The organism is Amycolatopsis sp. NPDC114504, assembly GCF_055633595.1.
The window spans coordinates 1,289,304-1,315,043 of record NZ_JBVKDU010000004.1; the positions used below are offsets into that span (position 1 = coordinate 1,289,304).

22 protein-coding genes are annotated in these 25,740 nt (G+C 72.0%); 11 read left to right on the forward strand and 11 right to left on the reverse strand.

The window, feature by feature from the left end; genetic code table 11:
* Positions 1-13: 13 nt before the first annotated feature.
* Both ACZ7PG_RS35750 and ACZ7PG_RS35755 read right to left on the reverse strand, forming a co-directional pair.
* A complete protein-coding gene (locus tag ACZ7PG_RS35750) occupies positions 14-763 on the reverse strand; it encodes a 3-hydroxybutyrate dehydrogenase (protein ID WP_470243576.1) in 750 nt (249 codons plus the stop codon).
* 73 nt (positions 764-836) lie between these two features.
* On the reverse strand, positions 837-1,232 hold the full coding sequence (locus ACZ7PG_RS35755) for a VOC family protein (protein ID WP_470243577.1): 396 nt from the start codon (positions 1,230-1,232) through the stop codon (positions 837-839).
* Positions 1,233-1,318: 86 nt separating this feature from the next.
* Between ACZ7PG_RS35755 and ACZ7PG_RS35760 the strand changes: the two genes are divergently transcribed.
* From ACZ7PG_RS35760 to ACZ7PG_RS35770, 3 genes are all read left to right on the forward strand, one after another.
* Positions 1,319-2,269, forward strand: coding sequence for a helix-turn-helix transcriptional regulator (locus tag ACZ7PG_RS35760; protein ID WP_470243578.1), 951 nt, complete (start codon positions 1,319-1,321; stop codon positions 2,267-2,269).
* 313 nt (positions 2,270-2,582) lie between these two features.
* Complete coding sequence (locus ACZ7PG_RS35765; protein ID WP_470243579.1) at positions 2,583-4,649, forward strand: AMP-binding protein; 2,067 nt, start codon at positions 2,583-2,585, stop codon at positions 4,647-4,649.
* On the forward strand, positions 4,649-4,912 hold the full coding sequence (locus ACZ7PG_RS35770; protein WP_470243580.1) for a hypothetical protein: 264 nt from the start codon (positions 4,649-4,651) through the stop codon (positions 4,910-4,912). The genes ACZ7PG_RS35765 and ACZ7PG_RS35770 overlap by 1 nt, the downstream gene beginning before the upstream one ends.
* Here the strand turns inward: ACZ7PG_RS35770 and ACZ7PG_RS35775 are convergent.
* Positions 4,897-5,496, reverse strand: a complete 600-nt coding sequence (locus tag ACZ7PG_RS35775) for a GyrI-like domain-containing protein (RefSeq protein WP_470243581.1) — start codon at positions 5,494-5,496, stop codon at positions 4,897-4,899. The genes ACZ7PG_RS35770 and ACZ7PG_RS35775 overlap by 16 nt on opposite strands.
* Positions 5,496-5,999, reverse strand: coding sequence for a PadR family transcriptional regulator (locus ACZ7PG_RS35780; RefSeq protein ID WP_470243582.1), 504 nt, complete (start codon positions 5,997-5,999; stop codon positions 5,496-5,498). The genes ACZ7PG_RS35775 and ACZ7PG_RS35780 overlap by 1 nt, the downstream gene beginning before the upstream one ends.
* Positions 6,000-6,124: 125 nt before the next feature.
* Between ACZ7PG_RS35780 and ACZ7PG_RS35785 the strand changes: the two genes are divergently transcribed.
* From ACZ7PG_RS35785 to rpmJ, 6 genes are all read left to right on the forward strand, one after another.
* Positions 6,125-7,444 (forward strand): SWIM zinc finger family protein, encoded by a 1,320-nt coding sequence (locus tag ACZ7PG_RS35785; RefSeq protein WP_470243583.1) that lies wholly within the window; start codon positions 6,125-6,127, stop codon positions 7,442-7,444.
* Positions 7,445-7,484: 40 nt separating this feature from the next.
* On the forward strand, positions 7,485-8,870 hold the full coding sequence (locus ACZ7PG_RS35790; RefSeq protein WP_470243584.1) for a DUF5691 domain-containing protein: 1,386 nt from the start codon (positions 7,485-7,487) through the stop codon (positions 8,868-8,870).
* Complete coding sequence (locus ACZ7PG_RS35795; protein ID WP_470243585.1) at positions 8,867-9,952, forward strand: ATP-binding protein; 1,086 nt, start codon at positions 8,867-8,869, stop codon at positions 9,950-9,952. Before ACZ7PG_RS35790 ends, ACZ7PG_RS35795 begins: the two co-directional genes overlap by 4 nt.
* The gene (locus tag ACZ7PG_RS35800) at positions 9,949-12,132 is read left to right on the forward strand and encodes a DUF5682 family protein (RefSeq protein ID WP_470243586.1); all 2,184 of its coding nucleotides are present in this window, start codon (positions 9,949-9,951) and stop codon (positions 12,130-12,132) included. The genes ACZ7PG_RS35795 and ACZ7PG_RS35800 overlap by 4 nt, the downstream gene beginning before the upstream one ends.
* Entirely contained in the window at positions 12,129-13,298 is a 1,170-nt protein-coding gene (locus ACZ7PG_RS35805) for a VWA domain-containing protein (RefSeq protein ID WP_470243587.1), read from the forward strand. Before ACZ7PG_RS35800 ends, ACZ7PG_RS35805 begins: the two co-directional genes overlap by 4 nt.
* Positions 13,299-13,374: 76 nt before the next feature.
* Positions 13,375-13,497, forward strand: coding sequence for a 50S ribosomal protein L36 (gene rpmJ / locus ACZ7PG_RS35810; protein WP_470243666.1), 123 nt, complete (start codon positions 13,375-13,377; stop codon positions 13,495-13,497).
* On the opposite strand, the gene ACZ7PG_RS35815 is transcribed toward rpmJ, so the two are convergent.
* The 7 genes from ACZ7PG_RS35815 to ACZ7PG_RS35845 all read right to left on the reverse strand — a co-directional run bounded on the left by ACZ7PG_RS35815 (position 13,488) and on the right by ACZ7PG_RS35845 (position 23,912).
* Entirely contained in the window at positions 13,488-14,969 is a 1,482-nt protein-coding gene (locus ACZ7PG_RS35815) for a flavin-containing monooxygenase (protein WP_470243588.1), read from the reverse strand. The two genes, rpmJ and ACZ7PG_RS35815, sit on opposite strands and share 10 nt — an antisense overlap.
* 70 nt (positions 14,970-15,039) lie before the next feature.
* Positions 15,040-17,397, reverse strand: a complete 2,358-nt coding sequence (locus ACZ7PG_RS35820) for a polysaccharide lyase 8 family protein (protein WP_470243589.1) — start codon at positions 17,395-17,397, stop codon at positions 15,040-15,042.
* Positions 17,398-17,552: 155 nt separating this feature from the next.
* Complete coding sequence (locus ACZ7PG_RS35825; protein WP_470243590.1) at positions 17,553-19,007, reverse strand: aldehyde dehydrogenase (NADP(+)); 1,455 nt, start codon at positions 19,005-19,007, stop codon at positions 17,553-17,555.
* A 15-nt stretch (positions 19,008-19,022) separates the two neighbouring features.
* Positions 19,023-20,159 (reverse strand): hypothetical protein, encoded by a 1,137-nt coding sequence (locus ACZ7PG_RS35830; protein WP_470243591.1) that lies wholly within the window; start codon positions 20,157-20,159, stop codon positions 19,023-19,025.
* A gap of 4 nt (positions 20,160-20,163) precedes the next feature.
* On the reverse strand, positions 20,164-21,420 hold the full coding sequence (locus ACZ7PG_RS35835) for a glucarate dehydratase family protein (RefSeq protein ID WP_470243592.1): 1,257 nt from the start codon (positions 21,418-21,420) through the stop codon (positions 20,164-20,166).
* Positions 21,420-22,355 (reverse strand): 5-dehydro-4-deoxyglucarate dehydratase, encoded by a 936-nt coding sequence (locus ACZ7PG_RS35840; protein ID WP_470243593.1) that lies wholly within the window; start codon positions 22,353-22,355, stop codon positions 21,420-21,422. The genes ACZ7PG_RS35835 and ACZ7PG_RS35840 overlap by 1 nt, the downstream gene beginning before the upstream one ends.
* 51 nt (positions 22,356-22,406) lie before the next feature.
* Positions 22,407-23,912, reverse strand: a complete 1,506-nt coding sequence (locus ACZ7PG_RS35845) for a sodium:solute symporter family protein (RefSeq protein ID WP_470243594.1) — start codon at positions 23,910-23,912, stop codon at positions 22,407-22,409.
* A 159-nt stretch (positions 23,913-24,071) separates the two neighbouring features.
* On the opposite strand from ACZ7PG_RS35845, the gene ACZ7PG_RS35850 reads away from it, so the two are divergent.
* Together ACZ7PG_RS35850 and ACZ7PG_RS35855 are read left to right on the forward strand one after the other, a co-directional pair.
* On the forward strand, positions 24,072-24,884 hold the full coding sequence (locus tag ACZ7PG_RS35850; protein WP_470243595.1) for an IclR family transcriptional regulator: 813 nt from the start codon (positions 24,072-24,074) through the stop codon (positions 24,882-24,884).
* Positions 24,885-24,910: 26 nt separating this feature from the next.
* Complete coding sequence (locus ACZ7PG_RS35855) at positions 24,911-25,717, forward strand: NAD-dependent epimerase/dehydratase family protein (RefSeq protein WP_470243596.1); 807 nt, start codon at positions 24,911-24,913, stop codon at positions 25,715-25,717.
* The last annotated feature ends 23 nt before the right edge of the window (positions 25,718-25,740 follow it).

The following is a 25,740-nucleotide window of genomic DNA, read 5'->3' on the forward strand; positions in this document are numbered from 1 at the left end:
GTTTCAGGCGGCGTTACGCGGCGGTCCAGCCACCGTCGAGCGGGATGGACGCCCCGGTGACGTGGCCGGCGTGCGGTGAGCACAGCCACGTCACCAGGGAAGCGACGTCGTCGGCTTCGATGAGCTTCTTGATGGCGGCGCGCCGGAGGAGGACCTCGGCGACGACGTCCTCGCGCGGGATGCCGTGCTCGGCGGCCTGCGCGTCGATCTGCCCGTCGACCAGCGGCGTGCGGACGTAACCGGGGTTGACGCAGTTGCTCGTGACGCCGTGTTCGGCGCCTTCGAGGGCGGCGACCTTCGAGAGGCCTTCGAGCCCGTGCTTGGCGGCGACGTAGGCGGACTTGAAGGCGGAGGCGCGCAGCCCGTGGACGCTCGACATGTTGACGATCCGCCCCCACCCCCGGGCGTACATGGCCGGGAGCGTGTGGCGGATGAGCAGGAAGGGAGCGGTGACCATCAGCGCCTGGATGCGGGTGAACACGTCCGGCGGGAAGTCTTCGAGGGGCGCGACGTGCTGGATCCCGGCGTTGTTGACCAGGACGTCGACCTCGGCGGGGAGGGCGGTGATCGTGCCGGGATCGGTCAGGTCGGCGACGTGCGCCCAGCCCCCGACCTCGGCGGCGACGGCCTCGGTGCGCCCGGCGTCGATGTCGACGACGTGCACCTTGGCCCCGGCCGCCGCGAGAGCGCGGACGCAGGCCAGGCCGATACCGCCGGCCCCGCCGGTGACGAGGGCGGTGCGCCCGTCCAGATCGCTGGTCATGGACGGGAACGGTAAGCGTGACCCCCGGCGCGGACCATGTGCGCGGGAGCCACAACTCGTCAAGATCCTGTGGTCACGACCGACACTCGCCGACCACCGCCAGGTAGTGCGCGTTCGTCATGACGCCGAGGACGTTGCCGAACGGGTCGACGACCGAGGCCGTCACGAACCCCGGCCCGCGCTCGGTGATCGGCTCAAGCTCCTTCGCGCCCAGCTCGTGCAGGCGCGCGACGGTGGCCTCGAGGTCGTCGACGTGCCAGTAGACGATCTCGCCGCTCGCCCCGCCCCTGCTCGCCGGGACGTACTTGCGGTCGATCAGGCCGAGCTCGTGCTGGAAGTCGCCGATCCGGAACTCGGCGTACCCGGGCCGGTGGAAGTACGGCTCGATCCCCAGGAACTCGGTGTACCAGGCCTGCGCGGCCGCGTGGTCGTCGGCGAAGTAGGAGACGGTGGCCATTCCTCGCAGCATGTCTTGCTCCCTTCCGAATGGTGTGGAGCCATCATGCGGAGTGAAAGTGCGCACCGAATGAGCACTTTGTTTGCGAGACTCCTCCCATGCGCGCCGACCGCCTCGTGGCCACCCTCCTGCTGATGCAGACGCGCGGCCGCGTCACGGCCGCCGAACTCGCGGCCGAGCTCGAAATCTCCGTCGCGACGGCTCGCCGTGACCTCGAAGCGCTCTCGACGGCGGGGGTGCCCGTCTACCCGCAGCCGGGCCGCGGCGGTGGCTGGCGGCTCGTCGGGGGTGCGCGCACGGACCTGTCCGGCCTGACCGCGCGCGAGGCGCAGGCCCTGTTCCTCCTGGCCGGCCCGGCCGCGGCGGCCGCCCCCGAGGTCAAGTCGGCCCTGCGGAAGCTGATGGGCGCGCTGCCGGGCACGTTCCGCGCGGAGGCGTCGGCGGCCGCCGACGCCGTCCTCGTCGACCAGGCGGGCTGGGGCGAGCGCGTGAGGGAGCGGCCGCCGATGGTCTCGCTGCTGCGGGACGCCGTCATCGCCCGCCGCCGCGTGCGGCTCACCTACGCCGGACGCGAGAAGACGGAACGTCTCGTGGATCCCTGGGGCCTCGTCGACAAGGACGACGTCTGGTACCTGGTCGCGGGGACGGACCGGGGCCGCCGGACGTTCCGGGTCGACCGGATCGTCGAGGCGGCCGCCACCGACGAGACTGCGGACCGCCCGGCCGACCTCGAGCTGGCGAAGGTCTGGGAAGAGGTCGTCGAGGAGATCGAGAAGCGGCGGTCGCTCCTCACCGCGGACGTGGTGCTCGGCCGCCGCCACTTCGGCGTGCTGCGCGACCGGTTCGGCCGGCACTGCGAGCTGGTCGCGGAGCTGCCGGACGACCGGGTGCGGGCGCGGGTCGCGGCACCCGCGCCGATCATGATCGCGCAGGAGCTGGCGGGCTGGGGCGCGCTCGTCGAGGTGGAGGGCCCGGAGTCCGTGCGGGCCGAGCTGGCGCGCCTGGGATCCGAGCTGGTTGCCCGCTATGAAGTCGAATGTCTCGAATGACTCATTCCGGCTTTCTCTCGTCGCGACTGAGTCGGTCAAGACGCCCTCAGAGGGCCGCGGACACGCCCCGTGGCCGGTATCCTCGGTGAACGGCGTTAATCACTCCACAGTGGACATTAGGAGGACCCACTGCGAGTGTCCGTTACCCTCCGGTATCTGGCCGTTCGGAGTATCCGGGATCACCCGTTTGCTGTTACTGTGACGCCTCCGTGACCTGAACGTGTGTTCGGTGACACTGCTTTAACAACCGGAGCTTCGCTCCGGGCCGGGGGCTCTGCCACCGGTCCCCCGAAAGCCTGCGGTGAGGGCAGAGATGCGTGACGATGTGGTCGAGGCGAGTGCAGTGGTCGGGCACACGCCGGACGTGGTGTGGCAGATCGTCGGATCGCCGGAATGGTATTCGCGGTTCGTGCCCGAGATCGCCGGGTGCGAGGTGCAGGAGCACGCCGCGCGCGGCCGGGGACCCAAGGCCGTGATCCGGATCGTGCCCGAGCGCGGGCGGATGATGGAGGCACAGGTCCAGGCCGTCGTGTACCGGCCGGGCGAGCACGTGGTGTGGTGCGGCGTCCCGGACGAGGGCACGTGGGTCTCCCTCGAGCTGAGACCGCTGGCCGGCGGCAAGACGGAACTGTTCGTCCGGATGATGCTGCCGCCGTCGCACCTGGATCTGGTGTCGTCGGTGAAGAAGGACGTCCGCACCCTCGCCCGGCGCCTCGACCTGCACCTGGCCGGGCAGTCCGACCCCGAAGGCGACCGCGACGGCAACAAGGCCACCAAGCTGCGCACCACGAGCATCCTGCTGCGCGCCGGGGTCCTCAGCGCGGGCCGGCCGGACAAGATCGCCCGCCAGCTCAGCTCCCTCGCGCAGTGGGGCGCCACCATCGCCGGCGGCTACCAGGCCGCCGCGGCCCGCGTCCCCGACGAGCCCGCGCTGCACGACGAGCGCAGCCTCCGCACCTTCAAGCAGGTCCAGGAGCGCAGCGACCGGCTCGCGAACGGGCTGAGCGAGCTCGGCGTCGGCGAACGCGACCGGATCGCGCTGATGTGCCGCAACCACTCCGCGATGGTCGAGTCGTTCGTCGCCGCCAGCAAGCTCGGCGCCGACCTGATCCTGCTCAACACCGGCCTGTCCGCGGCCTCGGTCAAGGACGTCCTCGCCGAGCACCAGCCGGCGGCCGTGCTGGCCGACGACGAGTTCGCGCAGACCATCGCGAACGTGCCGGGCGAGTTCGCCCGGATCAGCACCTGGCCGGACGCCGAAACCGGCTACCCGACCGTCGACGAGCTCATCCACGCCGCGCCCGCCGACCCGCCGAAGCCGGTCGACCGGCCGGGCCGCGTGGTCGTGCTGACGTCCGGGACCTCCGGGACGCCGAAGGGCGCGCGGCGTCCCACGCCCAAGGGCATGGGGACGGCCGCGGCGATCCTCGACCGGATCCCGCTGCGCGCCGGCGACCGGATCCTCGTCGCCGCACCGCTGTTCCACAGCTGGGGCCTGGCCGCGATGCAGCTCGGCATGGCGCTGCGGGCGTCGCTCGCGCTGATCCGCAAGTTCGACGCCGAGGAGACGCTGCGGGCGATCGCGGAGCAGAAGTGCGACGCGGTGTTCGCCGTGCCGATCATGCTGCAGCGGATCATGGACCTGCCCGAGCGGGTGCGGGCGCGCTACGACCTGTCGTCGCTGCGGATCGTCGCGAGCAGCGGGTCGGCCATGTCCGGCACGTTCGTCACGCAGTTCATGGACACCTTCGGCGACGTCCTCTACAACTTCTACGGCTCGACCGAGGTGTCCTGGGCGAGCATCGCCGACCCGGGCGACCTGCGCGCGGCGCCGGGCACGGCCGGGCGCTGCCCGCTCGGCACGCGCGTCGCGATCCTCGACGAGGAACGCAAGCCCGTCCCGCCGGGCGGCGAAGGCCAGATCTTCGTCGGCAACGACATGCTGTTCGACGGCTACACGAACGGCAAGGACCCGGCGCGGGCGGCGGACCTGATGGCCACCGGCGACGTCGGCTACCTCGACGCGGCGGGCCGCCTGTTCGTCACCGGCCGCGCCGACGAGATGATCGTGTCCGGCGGCGAGAACGTGTTCCCCCGCCCGGTCGAAGAAGCGCTGGTGGCGCTGCCCGGCGTGCACGACGCGGCGGTGGTCGGCGTGGCGGACGCGGAGTACGGTCAGCGCCTCGCGGCGTACGTCGTCCCGCGGCGCGGCGCCTCGCTGCACGCCGAGGACATCCGGGCCTACATCCACCAGCGGCTGGCCCGGTTCGCCGTCCCGCGCGACGTGTACTTCGTGCCGGACCTGCCCCGCAACGCGACGGGCAAGATCCTCAAGCGCCTGCTGCACGACGACACCTGGCCGGTCAGCAGCGACTACTGATGCCCGAGCACACGCCCGACGGCCGCTACATCGTCGTGAACGGCCGTCGTTGGCGGGCCACCGATCCGGAGATCCCGGACGACGTCCGCGACCGCCTGCAGAAACACCTGATGGCGGCGCGGCGGGTCCAGGATCGCGAACGTACACAGCTGGCGAAGGTGGCTTTGGGCGAACGCGGCGAGCCGTGGTGGGAGCAGACGTCCGCGCAACGGCGTGAGCGCTGGGAAAGCGGCCTCGCCGAGCTCGATCAGCCCACCGGCTGACGCAGCACGGTCCTGAGTCTCGCGGGCTCGGTCTTCCGCGGGTCGCCGAGGTAGACCTCGTGGTGCAGGCCGGTTTCCTTGAGCCCTTCCCGCGCGAGGAACTCGTCGTGCAGGCGGGCGAGCAGCGGGCCTTCGTCGTCGTAGGAGCCGACGTGGAGCACCTGCGCGCACCGGCCCTCGTGCAGCTTCTCGAGCCGGACGGGCGGGTCGATCTTCTTCTTGCGCCGCACGGATTCCCGCGCTGCTTCGACGGCGTCCTCGCCGATCGTTCCCGGCAGTGAGATCAGCATGGTCCACTGCCAGGAGTCCTTGGCGCGCACGGTGAACGCGGCGTAGTCCTCGGCCCACCACAGGCCTTCCAGCGGGCCGACGACGAAGTCCTCGCCGGTGCGTTTGGCCGTCATCTTGATCGTGTAGGCGAAGGCGTAGAGGGCTTCGACGGCTTTCCGGTAGCTGTCCGCGGTGTTCGGGTTGCCGCGGCCGTCGATCGCGAGGAACTGCTGCTCGGGGACGTCGAGCAGGGCCCAGTCGGTGTTCTTGGGCGCGTAAAGCTGCTTCAGGTCTTTCTTGACGTCGTAGGGCATCAGGTCAGTCCTTCCAGCCACTCGGCTTCCGCTTCGAGCTGCTTGATCGAGTAGTCGAAAATCGCCCGGACGAACGGCGGTGCCTCGACCTCCGCCGCGCGGCGGACCTCGGCCAGCCGCTCCGCCACCGCTTCGGCGCGTCCGGCCAACGCCGCTTTGAGCCGTTCGGGCGGGATCGCCGGGCTGTTCGCCAGCCCGGCCAGCACCGGCGGGTGCACGGGACGCAGTTCGGCGATGGCCGCCTCCGCCGCCGTCGCGCAGGCCCGGCGGCCGGCTTCGGTGGCCGTGAACGTCCGGCGGGCCTTCGCGTGCGCCCGCTCCCCCGCCACCTCGGCGACCAGGCCCCGGTCGCGGAGTTTGCCGAGCACGTAATAGATCGAACTGAAGCCGAGGGCGGTCCAGTCGCGCATGCCGCGCTCCGCGATCACCTCGTCCAGTTCGTAGCCGTGCCTCGGCCGCTCCACCACCAGGCCGAGCACGGTCAGCTCCGCATCGGTCAGCACGGGACTATTCTAGCACTGGAATAGTCGAGGTTCCGGAAATTGTCGGTGGGTGCTGGCATGCTTCACCGGGTAAGCCTCCCTGGGCCACTAGCCTGGGGAATCCGACCGGACGGCAAGGGAAACCAGTGGGGGGACAGGTGGTGACGGCGGTGCCGTGGACCGCGGAACGCGTGGCCGGGCTCGCGCCGGATCCCGCTTCGGAGAAGGCGGGCCGGGCGCTGGCCGCGCCGGCGAAGTGGTCGGGCGCGGGTGCGTCCGAAGACGCCGTGTGGGGCTTCTGCCAGGGCAGCGGCAAGAAGCCGTACCAGACGTGCGTCGAGCTCGCCGAGCCCGCGTTCCGGTGTTCCTGTCCCAGCCGGAAGTTCCCGTGCAAGCACGCGCTCGGGCTGTTGATGTTGTGGGCCGCGAAGCAGCTCGACACGGCCGAGCCGCCCGAGTGGGTGCACACGTGGCTCGCCGAACGCGCCGATCGCGCCCAGCGGGCGGAGAAACGCGCGGAGGCGGCCGGGCCGAAGGACGAGGAGGCGGCCGCCCGCCGGGCCGGTGAACGCGCTGCGCGGGTCGAAGGCGGCGTCGCGGAGCTGAAAGTCTGGCTGACCGACCGGATCGGCGCGGGCTTCGCCGGTTTCGAGCGCAGCGGCGGTGAAGAGCTGCGCACGGTGGCCGCGCGGATGGTCGACGCCCAGGCAGGCGGCTTGGCGGGCGGCCTCCGGCGGGCGGCGGGGATCGTCGGCCGCCGCGACTGGCCGGAGGCGCTGCTCGGCGAGCTGTCGCTGCTGTTCCTGCTGGCGGACGCGGCGACCCGGCTGGATTCGCTGCCGGCCCCGCTGGCGGAGACCGTCCGCACGCGGCTCGGTTTTTCGGTGGAGACGGCCCGGGTCCTGGAGCAGGGCGAGCGCGTGTCGGACGAGTGGCTGATCACGGGCGCGGCCGACGAGGAGAACGACCGGCTGCTCACGCGGCGCACGTGGCTGCGCGGGAGGCTCACCGGCCGGGACGCGCTGGTGCTGTCGTTCGCGCCACCGGGCCGTCCGCTGGACGCGTCGTTGCCACCCGGGCACATCCTCGCGGCGGAGCTGGCGTTCTACCCCGGCGCGGCGCCGGTGCGGGCCCTGGTGGTCGAGCGCGGCATCCCGCTGCCGGCCCCGGCCGCCGAGGGCGGCTCGATCTCGGACGCGCTGGCGGCCTACGCGCGGGCGATGGCGGCCGACCCGTGGCTGGAACGGTGGCCGGTGCTGCTTTCCGGCGTGACCCCGGCCGAACACGCCGGCGGGTGGTGTCTGTCCGAAAAGGACGGGACGGCGCTGCCGCTGGTGCCGTACGCGTTCCCGTGGTCGTTGCTGGCGATGTCCGCGGGCAAACCGCTGACGGTCGCGGGCGAGTGGAGCCGGTCGGGCCTGCGGCCGCTGCTGTGCTGGCACGAGGACCGGGCGGTGCGGCTGTGAGCTTTTCCGTGAACCTGGACCACGAACCGGAGGTGCGACCGTGAAAGCCTGGGAAGACCTCGTCGGCACCGCGCTCCTCGGCACCCGCCGGCGCACCCTCGACCCCGCCACCCAGCCGCCCGCGGTCCGGGACCTCGTCGCGGACCGCGCCGACCCCGCCGAGCAGCTCCTCTCCGCGGCGGCCGTCCTCACCACCTACCGGCGAGCCGGGCGGCAACCGCTGCACGACGTCCGGCCCCTGCCCGTCGCCGCGCCCGACGAGCGGCCCTTCGTCCCTCCCCTCGCGCGGGAACGGCTGGCCCGGCTGCTCGCCGCCAGCCATCCCGACCTCCTCCTGGAGTGGCTCGGCGTCGTCGCCGGCACGGACTACCGCGTCCCGCCCGAAACCCTCCCCCTGCTCGCCGAAGCCGCGCGCAGCAAGGCCGCCCTGCGCGGGCCGCTCGTCGCGGTCGCCGGGCCGGTCGGGGCGTGGCTCGGGCAGCGAAACCCCGACTGGGCCTTCCTCGCCGCGCCGCCCGAGGAGTCCGGCGACGTCTGGCAGTACGGCAGCCTCGCCCAGCGCCGGCGCTGGCTCGCGGCCAAGCTGGCCGACGATCCCGGCACCGCCCGCGAAGCCCTCGCCGGATCCTGGAAGTCCGAGCCCGCCGACATCCGGTCGGACTTCCTCGGCGTGCTCGCCGGCCACGTGAACGCCGAGGACGAAGGCTTCCTCGAAGCCGCCCTCACCGATCGCGCGGCCGCCGTCCGCGAACGGGCCGCCGAACTGCTCGGCCGGCTGCCGGGCACGCGCTACGGCGAGACCATGGCCGACCGGCTGCGGCCGCTCGTCCGCCGGACCGGCCGGGTGCTCGAAGTCTCCGTGCCGCAAGGCGAACGGGGCGAAGGCACCGTCCGGCTGCGCACCCTCGCCGCCGCCGCTCCGCTGGCGTTCTGGACCGAGTTCGGCCCACCCGCCGAGGTCGTCCGGATGACCGTCGAGGGCTGTCCGGCCGGCGTGCTGCGCGACTCCTGGGCCACCGCGGCCCTGCGCCAGCGCGACGAGACCTGGGCGCAGGCGCTGATCGGCGCCGACCCCGGCGGCCGCACCACCCCACCGCTGCTCGGCGTGCTGAGCCCGGCGAGCCAGGCCGCCACCGTGGGGCACCTGGTCAGCCGGCTGCCCGTCGAGTCGTTCGCGCGGCTGGTGCACGAGCTGCCCCGGCCGTGGACCAAGGAGCTCGGCATCGCCCTGCTCGACTGGATCGCCCGCCAGGACGATCACCGCCTGGTCTCGCACGCCGCCGTCGTGATCGCCCGCGCGGTCCCCGCGGCGTGCCTGCGGCACCCGCTGGCCACCACCCGCCTGACCATGGACGCCGGGCCGTGGCGCCGGGCGCTCACCGAAACGCTGAACTTCCGCCGCGAAATGTACGAGGAGCTCGCATGACCGCCCCCACCGTCCTCCGGCCGCACGCCGAACAGGACCACGCCGCCGAGCTGGCCGCGCTGGCCGCCGCCGACGAGCGGGCCAAGCCGCCCAACTGGAACCTGTCCCCGTGGGCCGTCGTCGAGTACCTGCTCGGCGGCACCCTGCCCGACGGCACCGTGATCACGCCGAAGTACGTCGGCCCGCGGCGGCTGATCGAGGTCGCCGTCGCGACGCTGGCCACCGACCGCGCGCTGCTGCTGCTCGGTGTGCCCGGCACGGCGAAGACGTGGGTGTCGGAGCACCTCTCCGCCGCGATCAGCGGGGACTCGACCCTGCTGGTGCAGGGCACCGCGGGCACGTCGGAGGAGTCCATCCGCTACGGCTGGAACTACGCCCGGCTGATCGCCGAGGGCCCGAGCCCCGCCGCGCTGGTCGAAAGCCCGCTCCTGCACGCGATGCGGGACGGCAAGCTGGCCCGGCTCGAGGAGCTGACGCGCATCCCGGCCGACGTCCAGGACTCGCTGATCACGATCCTGTCCGAGAAGACCCTGCCCATCCCGGAGCTGGGCACCGAGATCCAGGCGCGGCCGGGCTTCAACCTGATCGCGACGGCGAACAACCGCGACAAGGGCGTCAACGAGCTGTCGAGCGCGCTGCGGCGGCGGTTCAACACCGTCGTGCTGCCGCTGCCGGACAGCGCCGACGCGGAGGTCGAAATCGTCAGCAGGCGGGTCGCCGAGCTGGGCACTTCGCTGCAGCTGCCCACGGAAGCCGCCGAGCTGTCGGAGATCCGCCGGGTGGTCACGGTGTTCCGCGAGCTGCGCTCGGGCCGCACCGAAGACGGCCGCACGGCGGTGAAGTCGCCGTCCGGCACGCTTTCGACAGCCGAGGCGATCAGTGTGCTGACCGGCGGGCTCGCGCTGGCCACGCACTTCGGCGACGGCGTGCTGCGCCCGCACGACGTCGCGGCCGGCATCCACGGCGCGGTGGTCAAGGATCCGGTGGCCGACCGCGCGATCTGGATCGAGTACCTCGAGACGGTCGTCCGCGAGCGCGACGGCTGGGCCGACTTCTACCGGGCGGGCCAGGAACTTTCGTGACGACGCACCTGCTCGGCATCCGCCACCACGGCCCGGGGTCGGCCCGGGCCGTGGCGACGCGGCTCGCGCAGCTCGAACCCGACGTCGTGCTCATCGAAGGCCCGCCCGAGGCCGACGTCCTGGTCGAGCTGACCGAAGACCCGGCGATGGCGCCGCCGGTCGCGCTGCTGGCGTACGCGACCGACGACGTCTCGCGCGCCGCGTTCTGGCCGTTCGCCGTCTTCAGCCCGGAGTGGCAGGCGCTCGCCTACGCGCGCGAAGCCGGGATCCCGGTGCGGTTCTGCGACCTCCCGGCCGCGAACACGTTCGCCGCGGGGCCGGACGAGCACGCCGGCCCGCCGGTCGACCCGCTGGCGCTGCTGGCCTCGGCCGGCGGCTACGACGACCCGGAACGCTGGTGGGACGACGTCGTCGAGTCGCGGCGGGACAACGAAAACCCGTTCGACGTGATCGCGGACGCGATGACCGCCGTGCGCGAGGACGAAGAACCGCCCCAGGGCAACGAAGCCCGGCGTGAGGCCTACATGCGCTCGGTGCTGCGTCGCACCCGCAAGGACGGCTTCGAGAACATCGCCGTCGTCTGCGGGGCCTGGCACGTGCCCGCGCTGGCCGACCCGCTGCCGCCGGCGTCACACGACCAGACCGTCCTCAAAGGACTGCCGAAGCGGAAGGTCGCCTGCACCTGGGTGCCGTGGACCCACGGCAGGCTCGCGACGGCCAGCGGCTACGGCGCGGGCGTGCGGTCGCCGGGCTGGTACCACCACCTGTTCACCACGGCCGAGGACGTCACGGCGCGCTGGCTGACCGGCGTCGCGGCGGTGCTGCGGGAGGAGGATCTGCCCGTCTCGACCGCGCACGTCATCGAAGCGGTCCGGCTGTCGGAAACCCTCGCCACGCTGCGCGGGCGGTCGTCGGCCGGGCTGGCCGAGGTCACCGAGGCCACCCGGTCCGTGCTCTGCGGCGGGAACGAGGTGCAGGTCGAGCTCGTCACGCGGCGGCTGGTGGTCGGCGAACGGCTCGGCGAGGTCCCCGACCGGGTACCGCAGCCGCCGCTGGCCGCGGACCTGACCGCGACGGCGAAACGCCTGCGGCTCAAGAAGGACCCGATCGTCAAGGAGCTCGACCTCGACCTGCGCACCCCCGGCGGGCTCGACCGCTCGAAGCTGCTGCACCGGCTGCGGATCCTCGGCATCGAGTGGGGCAGCCGGGAGGCGTCGGCGCGGCGGAACAAGGGCACGTTCCGGGAGACCTGGGCGCTGTGCTGGGAGCCGGCGTTCGAGGTCGACCTGGTCGCGGCCGCGGTGCACGGCACCACCGTGCCGTCGGCGGCGACGGCCGCGGTCCGCGACACCGTCGAGGGCACGCCCCCGCTGGACGAGGTGACCACGGCCGTCGAGAACTGCCTGCTCGCCGACCTGCCGGAGGCGCTGCCCGAAGCGCTGGCGGCGCTGGACGCGCGGGCGGCGGCGGACGCGGACGTCGCCCGGCTCATGTCGGCGCTGCCCGCGCTGGCCCGGGCGACCCGGTACGGGAACGTGCGCGGCACCGACACCGGTGCGCTGCGCGCGGTCGCCGACCGCATGCTCGACCGGATCTGCGCCGGGCTGCCACCGGCGACGCACGGGATCGACGACGACGCCGCGGCCCGGATGGCCCAGCTCGTCGACGGGGTGCACGACGCGACGTCGCTGCTGGGCGACGACTCGAAGGAGCGCTGGCTCGCGGCGCTGGCGCGGCTGGCCGAACGGCCGTCGCTGCCGCCGCTGCTGGCCGGGCGGCTCACCCGGATCCTGCACGACGCCGGGCTGCTCGACGCCCTCGACATCGAACTGCGGCTGGGCCGGGCGCTCACGCCGGGTATCGCGCCGTCGGCGGGCGCGGCGTACGTCGAGGGCTTCTTCGATGGCGGCGCGCTGCTGCTGGTGCACGACGAAGGTCTGCTGCGGGTGATCGACGCGTGGCTCGCGGCGATCCACGACGACGTCTTCACCGAGGTGCTTCCGTTGCTGCGCCGCACGTTCGGCGCGTTCAGCGGGCCCGAGAAGCGGGCGATCGGGCAGCGTGCGGCCGGGCTCGCCGGCACCGCGGCGGCCGTGGCGTTGACGGCCGAAGAACTGGACGAGGACCGGGCGGAGGGCGTGCTGCCCGTCCTGGCGACCTTGCTGGGGGTGGGGGTGTGAGCGTGGACGTCGAGCGGGCGCGGCGCTGGCGGCTGGTGCTGGGTGCCGAGGGCGCGGGTCCCGGGTCGGGGCTGGCCGACGCCGAGCTGTCCGATGAGGACAGTGGGGTCGACGCGGTGCTGGCCGCCCTCTACGACAAGCCGGACGAAGAGGCGGCGGGCGGTCCGCGCAGCGCGAACCTGGGCGCGTCGGCGCCGCGGGTCGCACGCTGGCTGGGCGACATCCGGCGCTACTTCCCCAGCACCGTCGTGCAGGTGATGCAGCGCGACGCCGTCGACCGCCTGGGCCTGACCCGGATGCTGCTGGAGAAGGAGCTGCTCTCGGCCGTCGAGCCGGACGTGCACCTGGTCGGGACCCTGCTGTCGCTGAACGGCGTGCTGCCGGAGGAGACCAAGGAGACCGCGCGCGAGGTCGTCCGCAAGGTGGTCGAGGAGCTGGAGGAGCGGCTGGCCGAGCGCACGCGCGCGGCGATCAAGGGGGCGCTGGACAAGGCGTCGCGCACGCACCGGCCGCGGCCCGGCGACATCGACTGGGCACGCACGATCCACCGGAACCTCAAGCACTACTCCCCCGAGCTGGGCACGATCGTGCCGGAGCAGCTGATCGGCTTCGGCCGGCGCCAGCAGGCGGTGCAGCGCGACGTCATCCTGGCGGTGGACCAGTCGGGCTCGATGGCGGAGTCGGTGGTGTACTCGGGGCTGTTCGGCGCGGTCCTGGCGTCGATGCGGGCGTTGCGGACGTCGTTCGTCGCGTTCGACACGGAGGTCGCGGACCTGACCGAGCACCTCGCCGACCCGGTCGACGTGCTGTTCGGCACCCAGCTGGGCGGCGGCACGGACATCAACCGGGCGATCGCGTACTGCCAGGGCCTGGTCGGCCGCCCCGAGCAGACGCTGCTGGTGCTGATCAGCGACCTGTACGAGGGCGGCGACGAGGACGAGCTCCTGCACCGGATCGCCGAGCTGGTCGGCGCGGGCGTCCAGGTGGTGACGCTGCTGGCGCTGTCCGACTCGGGCGCGCCGTCCTACGACCACGAGAACGCGGCGGCACTGGCGGAGCTGGGCGTCCCGGCGTTCGCGTGCACCCCGGACCAGTTCCCGGAACTGATGGCGGCGGCCATCCGAGGCGACGACCTGCAGGCCTGGGTGGCGCGGGAGACCAGCTGAGTTGCGGAATGAAACTCTTCACCGAGCGGTTGAAGGGGGTGTGGGACAGCAGCTCCCGCAGGAAGGACGGCTCGCCATGAAGGTCCGCAGCTCGATCCGCTCGATGGCTCGTCAGCCGGGCGCCCAGGTCATCCGCCGCGGCACGCGCGTGTTCGTGATCAACAAGGACAACCCGCGTTCCAAGGCTCGTCAGGGCTGACTCGCGGCGGCCGCCCGGTCCTCGGCGCGGCCGAAGCGCATCACTCCGTCGTCCACGCGGTTGAAACGCATGTCCGCTAAGTCCAGCAAGTAGTTCTGGCGCATCATCCAGGGCCGCCTCTCCCCCTGCTTCGGCAGGCCGGAGGCGGCCCTTTTGATGTACCCGGACGCCAGGTCCACGATCGGCCGCGGCCGGCCCGCCGAAGCAGCCGATGCCGCGTCCGGGGCGCAGTACGCGTACCCGCGCCGATCCAGGTACGCCAGCAGCCGGCAGACGTACTGCGACGTCAGATCGGCCCGCAGCGTCCACGAGTTGTTCGTGTAGCCCACGCACCACGCCAGGTTCGGGATGCCGCCGAACATCATGCCCTTGTACGCGCGCTGGTCGCCGGGAGAAATCGGCTGCCCGTCGACCGTCAGCGCGATCCCGCCGAACGCCACCAGGCGCAGGCCCGTCGCCGTCACGATGACGTCGGCGTCGAGTGAGCGCCCCGACTCCAGCTGGACGCCGGACTCGGTGAACCGCGCGATCTCGTCCGTCACGATGTCCGCCTTGCCCGAGCGCAGCGCCCGGAACAGGTCCGCGTCCGGCACCAGGCACAGCCGCTGGTCCCACGGGTCGTACGACGGCACGAAGTGCGGGTCCACCGGGATCGACGCCGGCAGCTGCGCCGCCACCCCGTCCCGCAGCACCTGGGCCGCCCGGCGGGGCAGTCGCCGCATCAGCTGGAAGAACAGCGTCCCCATGACCACGTTCTTGCCCCGCACCACCCGGTGCGCGAGCTTCTCCGGCAGCAGCGCGCGGATCCGGTCGGCGAGCGCGTCCTTCCCCGGCCGCGCCACGATGTACGACGGCGACCGCTGCAGCATCGTCACGCTCGCGGCGGCCAGCGCCATCGCCGGGACCAGCGTCACCGCCGTCGCGCCGCTGCCGATCACCACGACCCGCTTGCCGGTGTAGTCGAGCGACGCGGGCCACTGCTGCGGGTGCACGATCTCGCCCGCGAACTCCGCGCGGCCCGGGAAGTCGACGACGTGCCCGTTCTCGTACGAGTAGTAGCCACTGCACAGGTAGAGGAACCGGCAGGTGAACGTCGCCCCATGCTCGGTCGAGACCGTCCACAGCGCGTCGGACGACGACCACGACGCCCGCACCACCCGGTGGCCGAAACGGATCCGGGCGGTCACCCCGAACGCCTCGGCGGTCGAGCGGATGTACGCCAGGATCGACGGGCCGTCGGCGATCGCCTTCGGGTCCTTCCACGGCCGGAACGGGTAGCCGAGGGTGAACATGTCCGAATCGGACCGGATGCCCGGATAGCGGAACAGGTCCCACGTGCCGCCGATGGTGTCCCGCGCCTCGAGCACGGCGTACGTCTTGCCCGGCAGCCGCTCCTGGAGCCGGCAGGCCGCGCCGACGCCGGACAGGCCGGCGCCCACGATCAGGACGTCCACGTGCTCGGCGGTGGTCATGAATTCCAGCCTAACCGAGGTGGGGACCCCGCCGGACCGGGTCGGGGCACCGATCCGGCGGGGAAGACCACTACAGGCGCACGACCTTCGTCGCGCCGAAGCTGCCCTTCAACGGGACCACCACGGCCTTGCCGTGCACGGTCACCGTGACGCTGTCCTGCGTCTGCGTCGGATCCGACACCGCCAGCTGACGCCGCCCGAACGCGACCGACGCGGGCCCGGAGACGCGCACGTCGCCGACCGAACCGGCCGCGAAGAAGTTCGCCAGCAGCGTGTCCCCGGCCTGGACGGCCTGGACCGTCGCGGTGTTGGCCCGCACCCGCCACGCCCAGGACGCGGTGAGCGTCCCGACCACCGACGCGCCCGGCAGCACCGCGTACGCATAGCTCGCGTCGACCGGCTTCGCACCGTGCTCCAGCACCAGCTTCTGGTACCGGCGCGTGTTCGGCGTCGTCGTGCCCTTGGTGTTGGCGCCCGTGTCGATGTCGCGCCACGCACCGGTCCGGTCCTCGCGCAACGCCGTCACCGACGCGTCGTCCAGGAGCACGTACCCGCCGACGTTCTCGAGGTGCGCCCAGTGCGGCCGCCGCAGCGCGGCCGCCTTGCCGAGATCGGTGGGGACGCGCCGGCCGTCGACCAGCAGCGCACCGCGGCCGACCTCGCCGAGGTTGCGGTTCTCGATCGTCGTGCGCACCGCGTGGTCCGAGGTGGAGGTGATCCCGGCGCCGAGGCAGACGACCCCGTTCGGCGTGAAGAACCACGACTTCTTGGCGACCAGCGAACCGTCCCAGGACTTGAAGTCCATCGCGAAGGCGCCGTGCCTGTCGTCCCAGCGGACGCCACCCGTGTGGGTGTTGGGGCCGACCGGCACGTTGCCGAACTTGGGGTCGACCGGGCCGTCGTTCTCGGTCGTGCCCGGCAGCAGCAGCGGGTCGACCGTCGGCCAGTAGGCGTCGGTGTAGTGGCCCTTGGCGTTCGGCAGGAACGTGTAGAGCACGCCGTCGCCGACGTAGTAGCCCTTGAGGTTCTGGCCGTTGATGGACTCGTAGCGCGAGATCCGCGTCGAGCTGACGCCCAGCGACGCCGACCAGTCGTCGGTGACGTGCACGAGCCGGTCCTGCTGGCCGAAGTCCCGGTGCGTCGCGACCACCCGCGCCGGGCGCGCGCCCGAGGCGAGCATGTCCTGCGCGAACTCGATGCCCGGCGTCGCCACGAGGTCCGGGCCGGGCGCGAACCGCTCCGGGTCGGGGATCTTGAGGAACGGCGCGTACGTGCCTTCCTTGATCCACTTCGCGGCGAGGGCGTTGAGGTCGGTCTTCGTCTTGCCGGACGCCGTGCGGGCCAGGACGAGCGTCGCGACCGTCAGCTGGTGGCCGATGTCGTGCCCGGTCTCGCCTTGGCGTGAAAGCATCCGGCCGCGCACCGGTTCCATCAGCGCGCCCGCGTAGACGAACGGCGCGAAGCTGTCCGCGACGAGCGCGTAGATCTTGTCCTTGAGCGGCTGCGGCAGCGCGTACTCGGTGCCCGCGGTGACGTGGATGGCGCCGGCGAGCGCGGTGAGCAGGACGATGCCGTAGTGCCCGGGGTACGGGATGGTGTCGTGCTGGATGAACGAGCCGTCGACGTGGAAGCCGTCGCCCGCCGCGCGGTCCAGCTTGGCGACGACGCTCGCCGCGCCGCCGCCGGCGACGTCGGTGAGCGCGTCGATGCCGGTCTTGATCCACGCGGTGTCGCCGATCAGCGCGCCGGCGACGATCGAGATCAGGCCCTTGTCCGCGCGGTTGGCGCCGGTCTCGACGAGTGCCGTGTTGTTCGCGCGGACGTTCGGGTTGCCGACGAACCGCTTGATCGGGCTGACGTACCGTGCCAGCTCGTCGGCGGTCAGGTGGTCGGCCACCACCGAAAGCGTGTGCAGCACGTAGTACGGGACGCCGATCTCGTAGGTGTACCAGTTGCCGATCTCGCCGACCTGCGGGTTGTACTGGCTCGCGTAGATCAGCTCGAGCGCCGCCTTGATCCGGTCGAGCACCACCGGGTCACCGGCCAGCGCACCACCCGGCGTGCCCCAGTCGACGGCGATCGCGCGCAGCCGGGCGTACATCGACGTCGTGTAGTCGCTGCCCGGGCCGAGCGGCAGGTCAGTCCACAGTGGAGCACCACCGCCGGCGACGGACAGGCTGGCGTTGTAGGCCTTGGCGACACGGCCCAGGTTGGCCAGCGCCTCGGTGCGTTCCGGCGACGGCCGGTTGATGCCGGTCTGCAGCTGCCGATAGGCGGCGACGATCGGCGCGGTCGCGGCGGGCGCCCCGGTCGCGGCCGCGGCCACCGGCGCGCTGGCCGCCGACGCGAAGGCCGGACGGGTGAGCAACACGGTCGAAGCGGCCGCCAGCGCGCCGCCGCGCAGAGCGTTTCTCCGGTTCACGGGCATGGCAATGCCTCCCAGGAAGACATCCTCGGCTTGCGGGGAATGGGGAACGGATTCGGTGGTGCGGCGGCGGATTCAGTTGTCGGCACCGGAAACTGTCGGTGCCGGGCGATAGACTGGAAACGGGGGGCGCCCCCGCGGGAGGCGCCCCGCCGGGGTCAGCGGGAGCCGTCGGTGCGGCGGGGCAGCTGCCAGGGGTTGGCCTCCTGGAGGGGTTCGGGCAGCAGGGCGTCGGGGAAGCCCTGCCACGCGATCGGGCGCAGGAAACGCTCGATCGCGGCGGTGCCGACCGATGTCGTGGTCGGGGCCGTCGTGGCCGGGTACGGGCCGCCGTGCTGCTGGGCCCAGCTCACCGTCACGCCGGTGGGCCAGTCGTTCCACAGCAGCCGGCCGGCGATGCGGCCCAGTGCCGGCAGCACCGGCCGGATCCAGTCCACATCGGACTCTTCGCCGTGGATCGTGGCGGTGAGCCCCGGTTCGATGATGTCGAGCAGGCTCAGCAGTTCGGCCTGGTCGGCGTAGGTGACGATCAGCGACGCCGGCCCGAAGCACTCTTCGTGCACCGCGTCGCCGCCTTCGAGGAACTGCTTGCCGGTGGTCGCCAGCAGCGTCGGGGTGAACGCCGGCGAGGAAGAAGCCGACGAAGACACCACCTCGACGCCCGGCACCTCCCGCAGCTGCGCCAGCTTGTCGGCGTACCCGGCGGCGATGCGGTCGTTGAGCATCGGCTGGGCCGCGGCACCGTCCAACGCATCCTTCAACGTCGAGGTCAGGTTGTGGTCCTCGGGCAGGAACAGCAGGCCCGGCTTGGTGCAGAACTGCCCGGCGCCCAGGGTGAACGACCCGGCGTAACCCTTCGCGACGGCTTCCCCGCGCGCGGCGATGGCGGCCTCGGTGACGACGACCGGGTTGACGCTGCCGAGCTCGCCGTAGAACGGGATCGGCCGCGGCCGCGCGTTCGCGATGTCGAACAGCGCCCGCCCGCCGGGGATGGACCCGGTGAACGACGCCGCCGCGATCCGCGGGTCCTTCAGCGCGGTGACGCCCTCCTCCTGGCCGAAGATCACGTCGAAGATGCCTTCGGGCGCACCCGCGCCGACCAGGGCTTCGCGCACGATCCGGCCGGTCAGCGCGGACAGCTCCGGGTGGCCGGGGTGGGCCTTGAGGATCACCGGGCAGCCCGCGGCGAGCGCGGACGCCGTGTCGCCGCCGGCGACGCTGAACGCGAACGGGAAGTTGCTGGCCGCGAACACCAGCACCGGGCCGATCGCGGTCTTGACGCGGCGGATGTCCGGCCGCGGGCCCATCGGCCAGTCCGGGTCGGCGTGGTCGACGGTGGCGCCGAGGTACTCGCCGTCGGTGAGCACCTCGCCGAACAGGCGGAGCTGGAACGTCGTGCGCTTCAGCTCGCCGGCCAGCCGCGGGGTGGCGGGCAGGTGGGTCTCGCTGTGCGCGAGCGGGACGAGCTCGTCCGCGGCGGCGTCGAGGGCGTCGGCGGCCGCGACCAGCCAGCGGGCGCGTTCGGCCGGGGTGGCCGCGGCGGCGGGACGGGCGGCTTCGGCGGCGGCCGTCAGGATCTTCTCGAGCGTGGCGGCGTCGGTGGCCTGGCTCATGGGTGGAACAGCTCCTCAGTTCTCATGGGCGGCGGCGGTGGCCGTGCCGAGGTCGCCCCAGCGACCCGGTCCGGCCAGTCCGAGGTGGTACAGGTGCAGCTCCGCGGCGCCCGCCTTGGCCAGCTCGCCCACGTACGCGGCGATGTCCGGCACCGGCGCGGCGGCGACCGCGGTGATGTAGCTGCCGATCGCGACCCGCTCGGGCAGGGCCTCCCGGATCGCGGCGACGGCGTCGGCGCCGGTGGCGGGCGCCCACCCGAAGACTACGACCGCGTCGGCGTCGTCCGCAGCGGACGGCGTCAGCCCGGGCAGCGCGCCGGTGACCCACGGGTCGAGAGCACCGTGCAGCACGACTCGGACGCCCTCGGGCACCGTCGCCAGCACCGCGGCCCGCAACGCGTCGGTCGCTTCCTGCCGGACTCGCAGCAGCATCGAGGTCAACGCGGGCGGCAAGCCATCGGCCGTGACCCCGAGGTCGCCGGACGCGATCAGCCGCCGGACCTCCTCGACGAGCTGCGCCCGGACGGTGTCCGCATCGACGTCCCACGCCGAAGCACACGCGTCGCAGCAGCAGATCGACAGCAGCCGGGCCACCGCGGGCGCCCAGACGCCGTCGGTCTTCTCGTGCTGGTGCTGGTGCACCGCGCCGAGCGGGCCGCAGGCCTCGAGGATCACCGACGACAGCTCCAGGCCGGCGACAGCCTCGGCGGTCAGCGTCGCGGCGTACTCGCGCACCGCGGGCTGCGACGGGCACAGCGCCCAGGGATAGCCCTCCCCGAAGCAGTTGCGGACCACGACGTCCGGGTGCTCGTAGCCGAGCTGCGAGTTGTGGGTCAGCACGATCCAGGCAGCCGCCGGAATCCCGGCGTCGCTGAGCAGCTTGACGGCGTCCCGACCGCTGTCCTGAGCAGCTACCCAGTCCGGAGTGGACGGACGCAAGCGTTTGCCTTCCCAGGCTTCCGCCCGCACGGGCCGGTAGAAGGCCGCGTGCCGCGCGACGACAGCGGTCCCGGAAGCCGACCACGGCGTCGCGGCGCGGGCGCTGTGGTACGACAGCGCCACGGCCACCTCGTCGACGCCCAGGTCCCGGGCCCGCGCGGCGAACCCGGGCTCCAGGACGTCCCAGGGGTAGGCGTATCCCGTCACCTTCACCGGGTCACCACCTCGCCGTGTTGGGTTCGAACCCGGGCACGTACTTGCGCATGTAGGTCACGTCGTCCCGTTTGGTCAGTCCACATCGGACGTAGTTCTCGTGCAGGCGGGCCAGCGCGTCCTCGTCCAATTGCACGCCGAGGCCCGGCGTAGAAGGCACCGCCACGGCACCTTCGCGGAACTCCAGCACGCCCGGCTCGATGACGTCCTCGACCTTCCACGGCCAGTGCGTGTCGCAGGCGTAGGTGAGGTGCGGGGTCGCCGCGGCGACCTGCACCATCGCGGCCAGGCTGATCCCGAGGTGGCTGTTGGAGTGCATCGACAGGCCGACACCGAAGCTCTCGCAGGTCGTCGACAGCGACTGCGTCGCGCGCAGGCCGCCCCAGAAGTGGTGGTCCGAGAGCAGGACGCCGATCGCGCGCGCCCGGAAGCCCGGGTCGATGTCGCCGAAGTTCACCACGCACATGTTGGTGGCCAGCGGCATCGACGCTTCGGCAGCGACCCTCGCCATCCCCTCGATGCCCGGCGTCGGGTCTTCGAGGTACTCCAGGACGCCGTCGAGCTCCGACGCCACCCGGATGCCGGTCTCGACCGTCCACGCGCCGTTCGGGTCGATCCGCAGCGGGTGCCCGGGGAACGCCTCGGCCAGCGCACGGATCCCGTCGACCTCCTGGCCGGGCTCGAAGACCCCGCCCTTGAGCTTGATCGAGCGGAAGCCGTACTCGTCGATCATCCGCTTCGCCGACCCGACCAGCGTCTCGGGCGTGGTGATCTCGCCCCAGGAGTCTTCGCGGCCGTCGACGTGCTTGCCGTACTTGTAGAACAGGTACGCGGAGAACTCGACGGCGTCCCGCGCCTTGCCGCCGAGCAGGTCGGTGATCGGGCGGCCGAGGTACTGCCCCTGCGCGTCCATGCAGGCGACCTCGAACAGCGAATACACGCTCGCGACTGTCTTGCGGATCGAGAACCCGCCGATCAGCCCGTGGGCGTCGGTCAGCACAGTGCCCGAAAGCGCTTGCGCGACCAGCCGCTGCAGGCCGGGCAGGTCGAAGACGTCGTGGCCGCGCAGCTGCGGCAGCACCTTGCGCACCTCGCCGAGGAACGCGTTGTCGCCGTAGGACTCGCCGAGCCCGACGATGCCGTCTTCGCACTTGACCTGCACGATGCTGCGCAACGCGAACGGCTCGTGCACGCCCATGACGTTGAGCAGCGGCGGGTCGGCGAACGCGACCGGCGTCAGCACCACATCGAGGATTTTCATCAGCCCAGCGCCTTCAGCGTGCCGAAGCCGTCCTCCACGATCTTCTCCAGCCGGTGGATCTGCTCCGGCGTCGGCTCGACCAGCGGCGGCCGGACCGGGCCGACCTTGTCACCACGCAACCGCGCGGCGGCCTTCACCAGGGACACGGCGAAGCCGGGCGTCTCGTCCCGCAACGCCACCAGCGGCAGGTAGAAACCGGTCAGCAGCGCGTCCATGACGCGGGTGTCGCCCTCGCCGAGCGCGCGGTGGAAGCGGTGCGCGATCTCCGGCGCGAAGCAGTGCACGGCCGAGGAGTAGCGGGCGACGCCGATCGAGGCGTACGCCTTGGCGGAGACCTCCGCGGTCGGCAACCCGTTGAAGAACAGGAAGTTCCGCGACCGCTCGGTGTCCAGCGACCGGATCGTGGTGACGATCCGGGTCATCACCTCGACGTCGCCGTAGCCGTCCTTGAGGCCCACGATCGAGGGAATGTCGAGCAGCGACGCCGCGGCCGGCGCGCCGAACACGCCGGTGCCGCGGTGGTAGACGATCACCGGCACCGAAGAGTCGCCGACGGCGTAGCGGACGAAGTCGACCAGACCCGCCTGCGGCCCGGAGACGAGGTACGGCGGCAGCAGCAGGACGCCGTCCGCACCCCCGGCCTGGGCCGCCGCGACGCCGGCCCGAGCCGACGCCGCGCCGCCACCGGCGCCCACCCAGACCGGGACGCGGCCGGCGGCCACCTCACGCGACCGGGTGAGCACCGAGGCGTGCTCGGCGGGCGAGAGCGAGCTGAACTCGCCGGTGCCGCACGCGACGAACAGCGCACCGGCGCCCGCCGCGATGTGGCTCTCCACGTTCTCCGCGAGCGCGTCGAGGTTGACCTCGAGGTTCTCGGTGAACGGGGTGAGGGGGAACGCCAGCAGGCCGTCCAGCTCGATCTCGTTCTGTGCCATCAGTCTTCTGCTCTCTCGTCCTTTATCGGGTTCGGCCGGGTGTGGCCAACGTCAGGCAGGCACTGTTGTGCCTGCCTTCTTGCGATCGACGTCGTCGTCGGTGTTCACGGTGTCGACGATCTCATCGGCCGCCGCGCTCCGCTCGGGCGCGATCAGGCCGAGGCCGACGTAGAGGGCGAGCGAGACCAGGATCGGGGTCGCGACGAGCACCGTCTGGTTCGCGTTGAAGACGTAGTAGACGAGCGCGTAGTCGATCAGGCCGCCCGCCCAGGAGATCAGCGCCGCGCGCGGGCCGCACTTGCGGAACCACGGCAGCATGCCCAGCAGCAGCGGGATCGAGATCGGGCCCATCAGCGCCGCGACCCAGTTGACGACGATCTGCAGTACGCCGCCGAGGTTCTGCGCCTGGGTGGCGACGAGCATCGTCAGCGCGACGAAGATCACCGTGGTGATCCGGGCCGCCTTGAGGCCCTGGGTGTCGGTCCACTGCCGGGTGCGGCGGAACATCGCCGGGATCATGTCGCGGGTGATCACCGCGGAGATCGCGTTGGCGTCGGAGGACACCATCGCCATGGTGTGCGAGAAGATCCCGGCCAGCACCAGGCCGATCAGGCCCGGCGGCAGGAACGTGGTCGTCATGATCGCGTACGACTGCGTGGGGTCCTTGACGCCCGGGATGAGCAGCGGCGCCGCGAACATCGGGAACATCAGCACCAGTGGCCACAAGAGGTACAGCGCGGACGAAAGCCGCGCGCCGCGCCGGGCTTCGTGGGTGTTCGGCGCCGCCATGTAGCGCTGCGCCAGGTTCCACATGCCTCCGTTGTACTCCAGCGTCTTCACGAGCACGTAAACGAGCAAGAAGATGGTGGTGTACTTGGACGTCACCGGGTCGAGGTGGTTCTCGGGCAGCTTGTCCCACATCGTCCAGAGCGCGGAGATCCCGCCGAGCTTGCCCAGCACGACCACGATCATCACGATCGCGGCGATGCCCTGGATGACGAACTGGCCGAAGTCGGTGAGCGCGTCGGCCCACAGCCCGCCGATGGTGCAGTAGACGAGGGTGACGGCGCCGGTGATGAGGATGCCGAGGTTGTAGTCCAGGCCGGCGAAGACGTGCAGCAGGGTCGCGACGGCGAACCACTTGGCCGCGATGTCGAAGATCTTCAGCAGGCTGCCGCTCCAGGCGAGCGCCTGCTGCGTCGGCACGTTGTACCGCTTGGCCAGGTACTCCAGCGGCGAGGCGACGCCGAGCTTCGAGCGCAACCGGTTCCACCGGGCGGCGAACAGCCAGCTGCCGATCCCGACGCCGATGCCGATGCTGGCGAAGCCCCAGAAGTACACGGTGACGCCGCTGGTGTACGCGACCCCCGCGTACGCGACGAAGAGCACCGCGCTGTAGCCGGACATGTGGTGCGAGATGCCGGCCAGCCACCACGGCATCTTGCCGCCGGCCGTGAAGAAGTCCTTCACGTCGCTGACCCGTTTGTGCGACCACCAGCCGATGACGATCATCAGCGCGAAGTACGCGCAGACCATCGTCCAGTCGAGTGCGTGCACCGCAGGCTCCTTTCCGCGTCCACGTCGATGCGGTCTCGAAGGAGATGTTCACATCCATGAACGGAGTCTGTTATAGTGATTATGTTCATCCATAAGAACGTTGTTCGGGACGCTAATATGGCCGGAGTCACAAGTCAACGGCCGGACGGAGGCACACAAATGCCGCAGAAGGTGGACAATCCGGACGCCCGAGCGGACGGTGCCCCCGCCGAATCCTCGGGGGTGAAGTCCGCGCGGCGCGCGGTCGACCTCATCGAGACCTTCGCGGCGAACGACGTCTGGCTGTCCCTTTCGGACCTGCACGCGCGCACGGGCTTCCCGCGCTCGTCGCTGCACGGCCTGCTGCGGACGCTGCTGGAGGCCGGCTGGCTGGAGGCGGACGCCAACACCGCCCGCTACCGCCTCGGCGTCCGCGCGCTGATCTGCGGCACGGCGTACCTGGACCGCGACGCCGTCGTCCCGTTCGCCACGGAGGCACTGGAGCGCATCCGGGAGAAGACCGGCTTCACCGCGCACTTCGCGCGGCGCAACGGCACCGAGGTCGTCTACCTGGAGACGCGCGAGTCGCAACGCTCCACGCACCTCGTCTCCCGCGTCGGGCGCACGCTGCCCACGCACGCGACGGCGCTGGGCAAGGCGCTGCTGGCCGAGCTGACGCACGACGAGATCGAGGCGTTGATGCCCGCGACGCTGCCGCCGCTGACCCCGAACACCATCACCTCGCTCGAAGCCCTGCACGCCGAGTGCGCCGCGACCCGCGAGCGCGGCTACGCCGCCGAGATCGAGGAAGGCACCCTCGGCGTCCGCTGCGTCGCCGCGGTGATCCCCTACCGGATCCCGGGCACCGACGCGATCAGCTGCTCGATGCCGATCTCCCAGGTGACCGACGCCGACGCGCAGCGCGTCGGCGAGCTGCTCGCCGAAACCACCGCCGAGCTCGGGCAGCAGCTGCGCCGGGCCGGCATCCGCTAGCCGCCGCCATTACCGGAAGGAACACAATGACGGACCAGCGTGTGCTCATCACCGGGTCGGCGGGTGTCGTCGGCACCCTGATGCGGCCCCGCTTGAAGCGCGACGGCCGCGTGCTGCGCCTGCTCGACCTGGCGCCGCAGACGGCGTCGGACGCCTCCGAAGAGGTCGTGACGGCTTCGGTCACCGACGCCGAGGCGATGGCGTCGGCGTGCGAAGGCGTCGACGCGCTGATCCACCTCGGCGGGCACAGCCGCGAGAACACGTGGGAAGCGACGCTCGACGTCAACATCAACGGCACGCAGACGGTCCTGGAGGCGGCCCGCGCGGCGGGGATTTCGCGCGTCATCCTGGCGTCCAGCAACCACGCGGTCGGCTTCCGCCGCAACGACTCCGACCTGCCGGCGGACTCCTCGCCGCGCCCGGACACGTACTACGGCGTCTCCAAGGCGGCGATCGAGGCGCTGGGCAGCCTGTACCACTCGCGGTTCGGCATGGACGTCATCGTGATCCGGATCGGCTCGTGCTTCGAGACGCCGTTGCCGCTGGGCCCGCGCGGCCTGACGACGTGGCTGTCGCCGGACGACGGCGCGCGGCTGTTCGAGGCCTGCCTGTCCGCGCCGTCGCCGGGGTACCGGCTGATCTGGGGCGTCTCGGACAACACGCGCCGGATCTACTCCCTGGAAGAGGCGGAGGCGCTGGGCTACAAGTCCCTCGACGACGCCGAGGTGTACGCGGAGCAGCTGGCTTCCCACCCCGCACCGACCGGGGCCGCGGCCGAGTACGTCGGCGGCCCGTTCTGCACCGCTCCCCTGGGCGTCTTCAACCCGCTGTGACGGTCTTACGGAAGCCGCGGAGG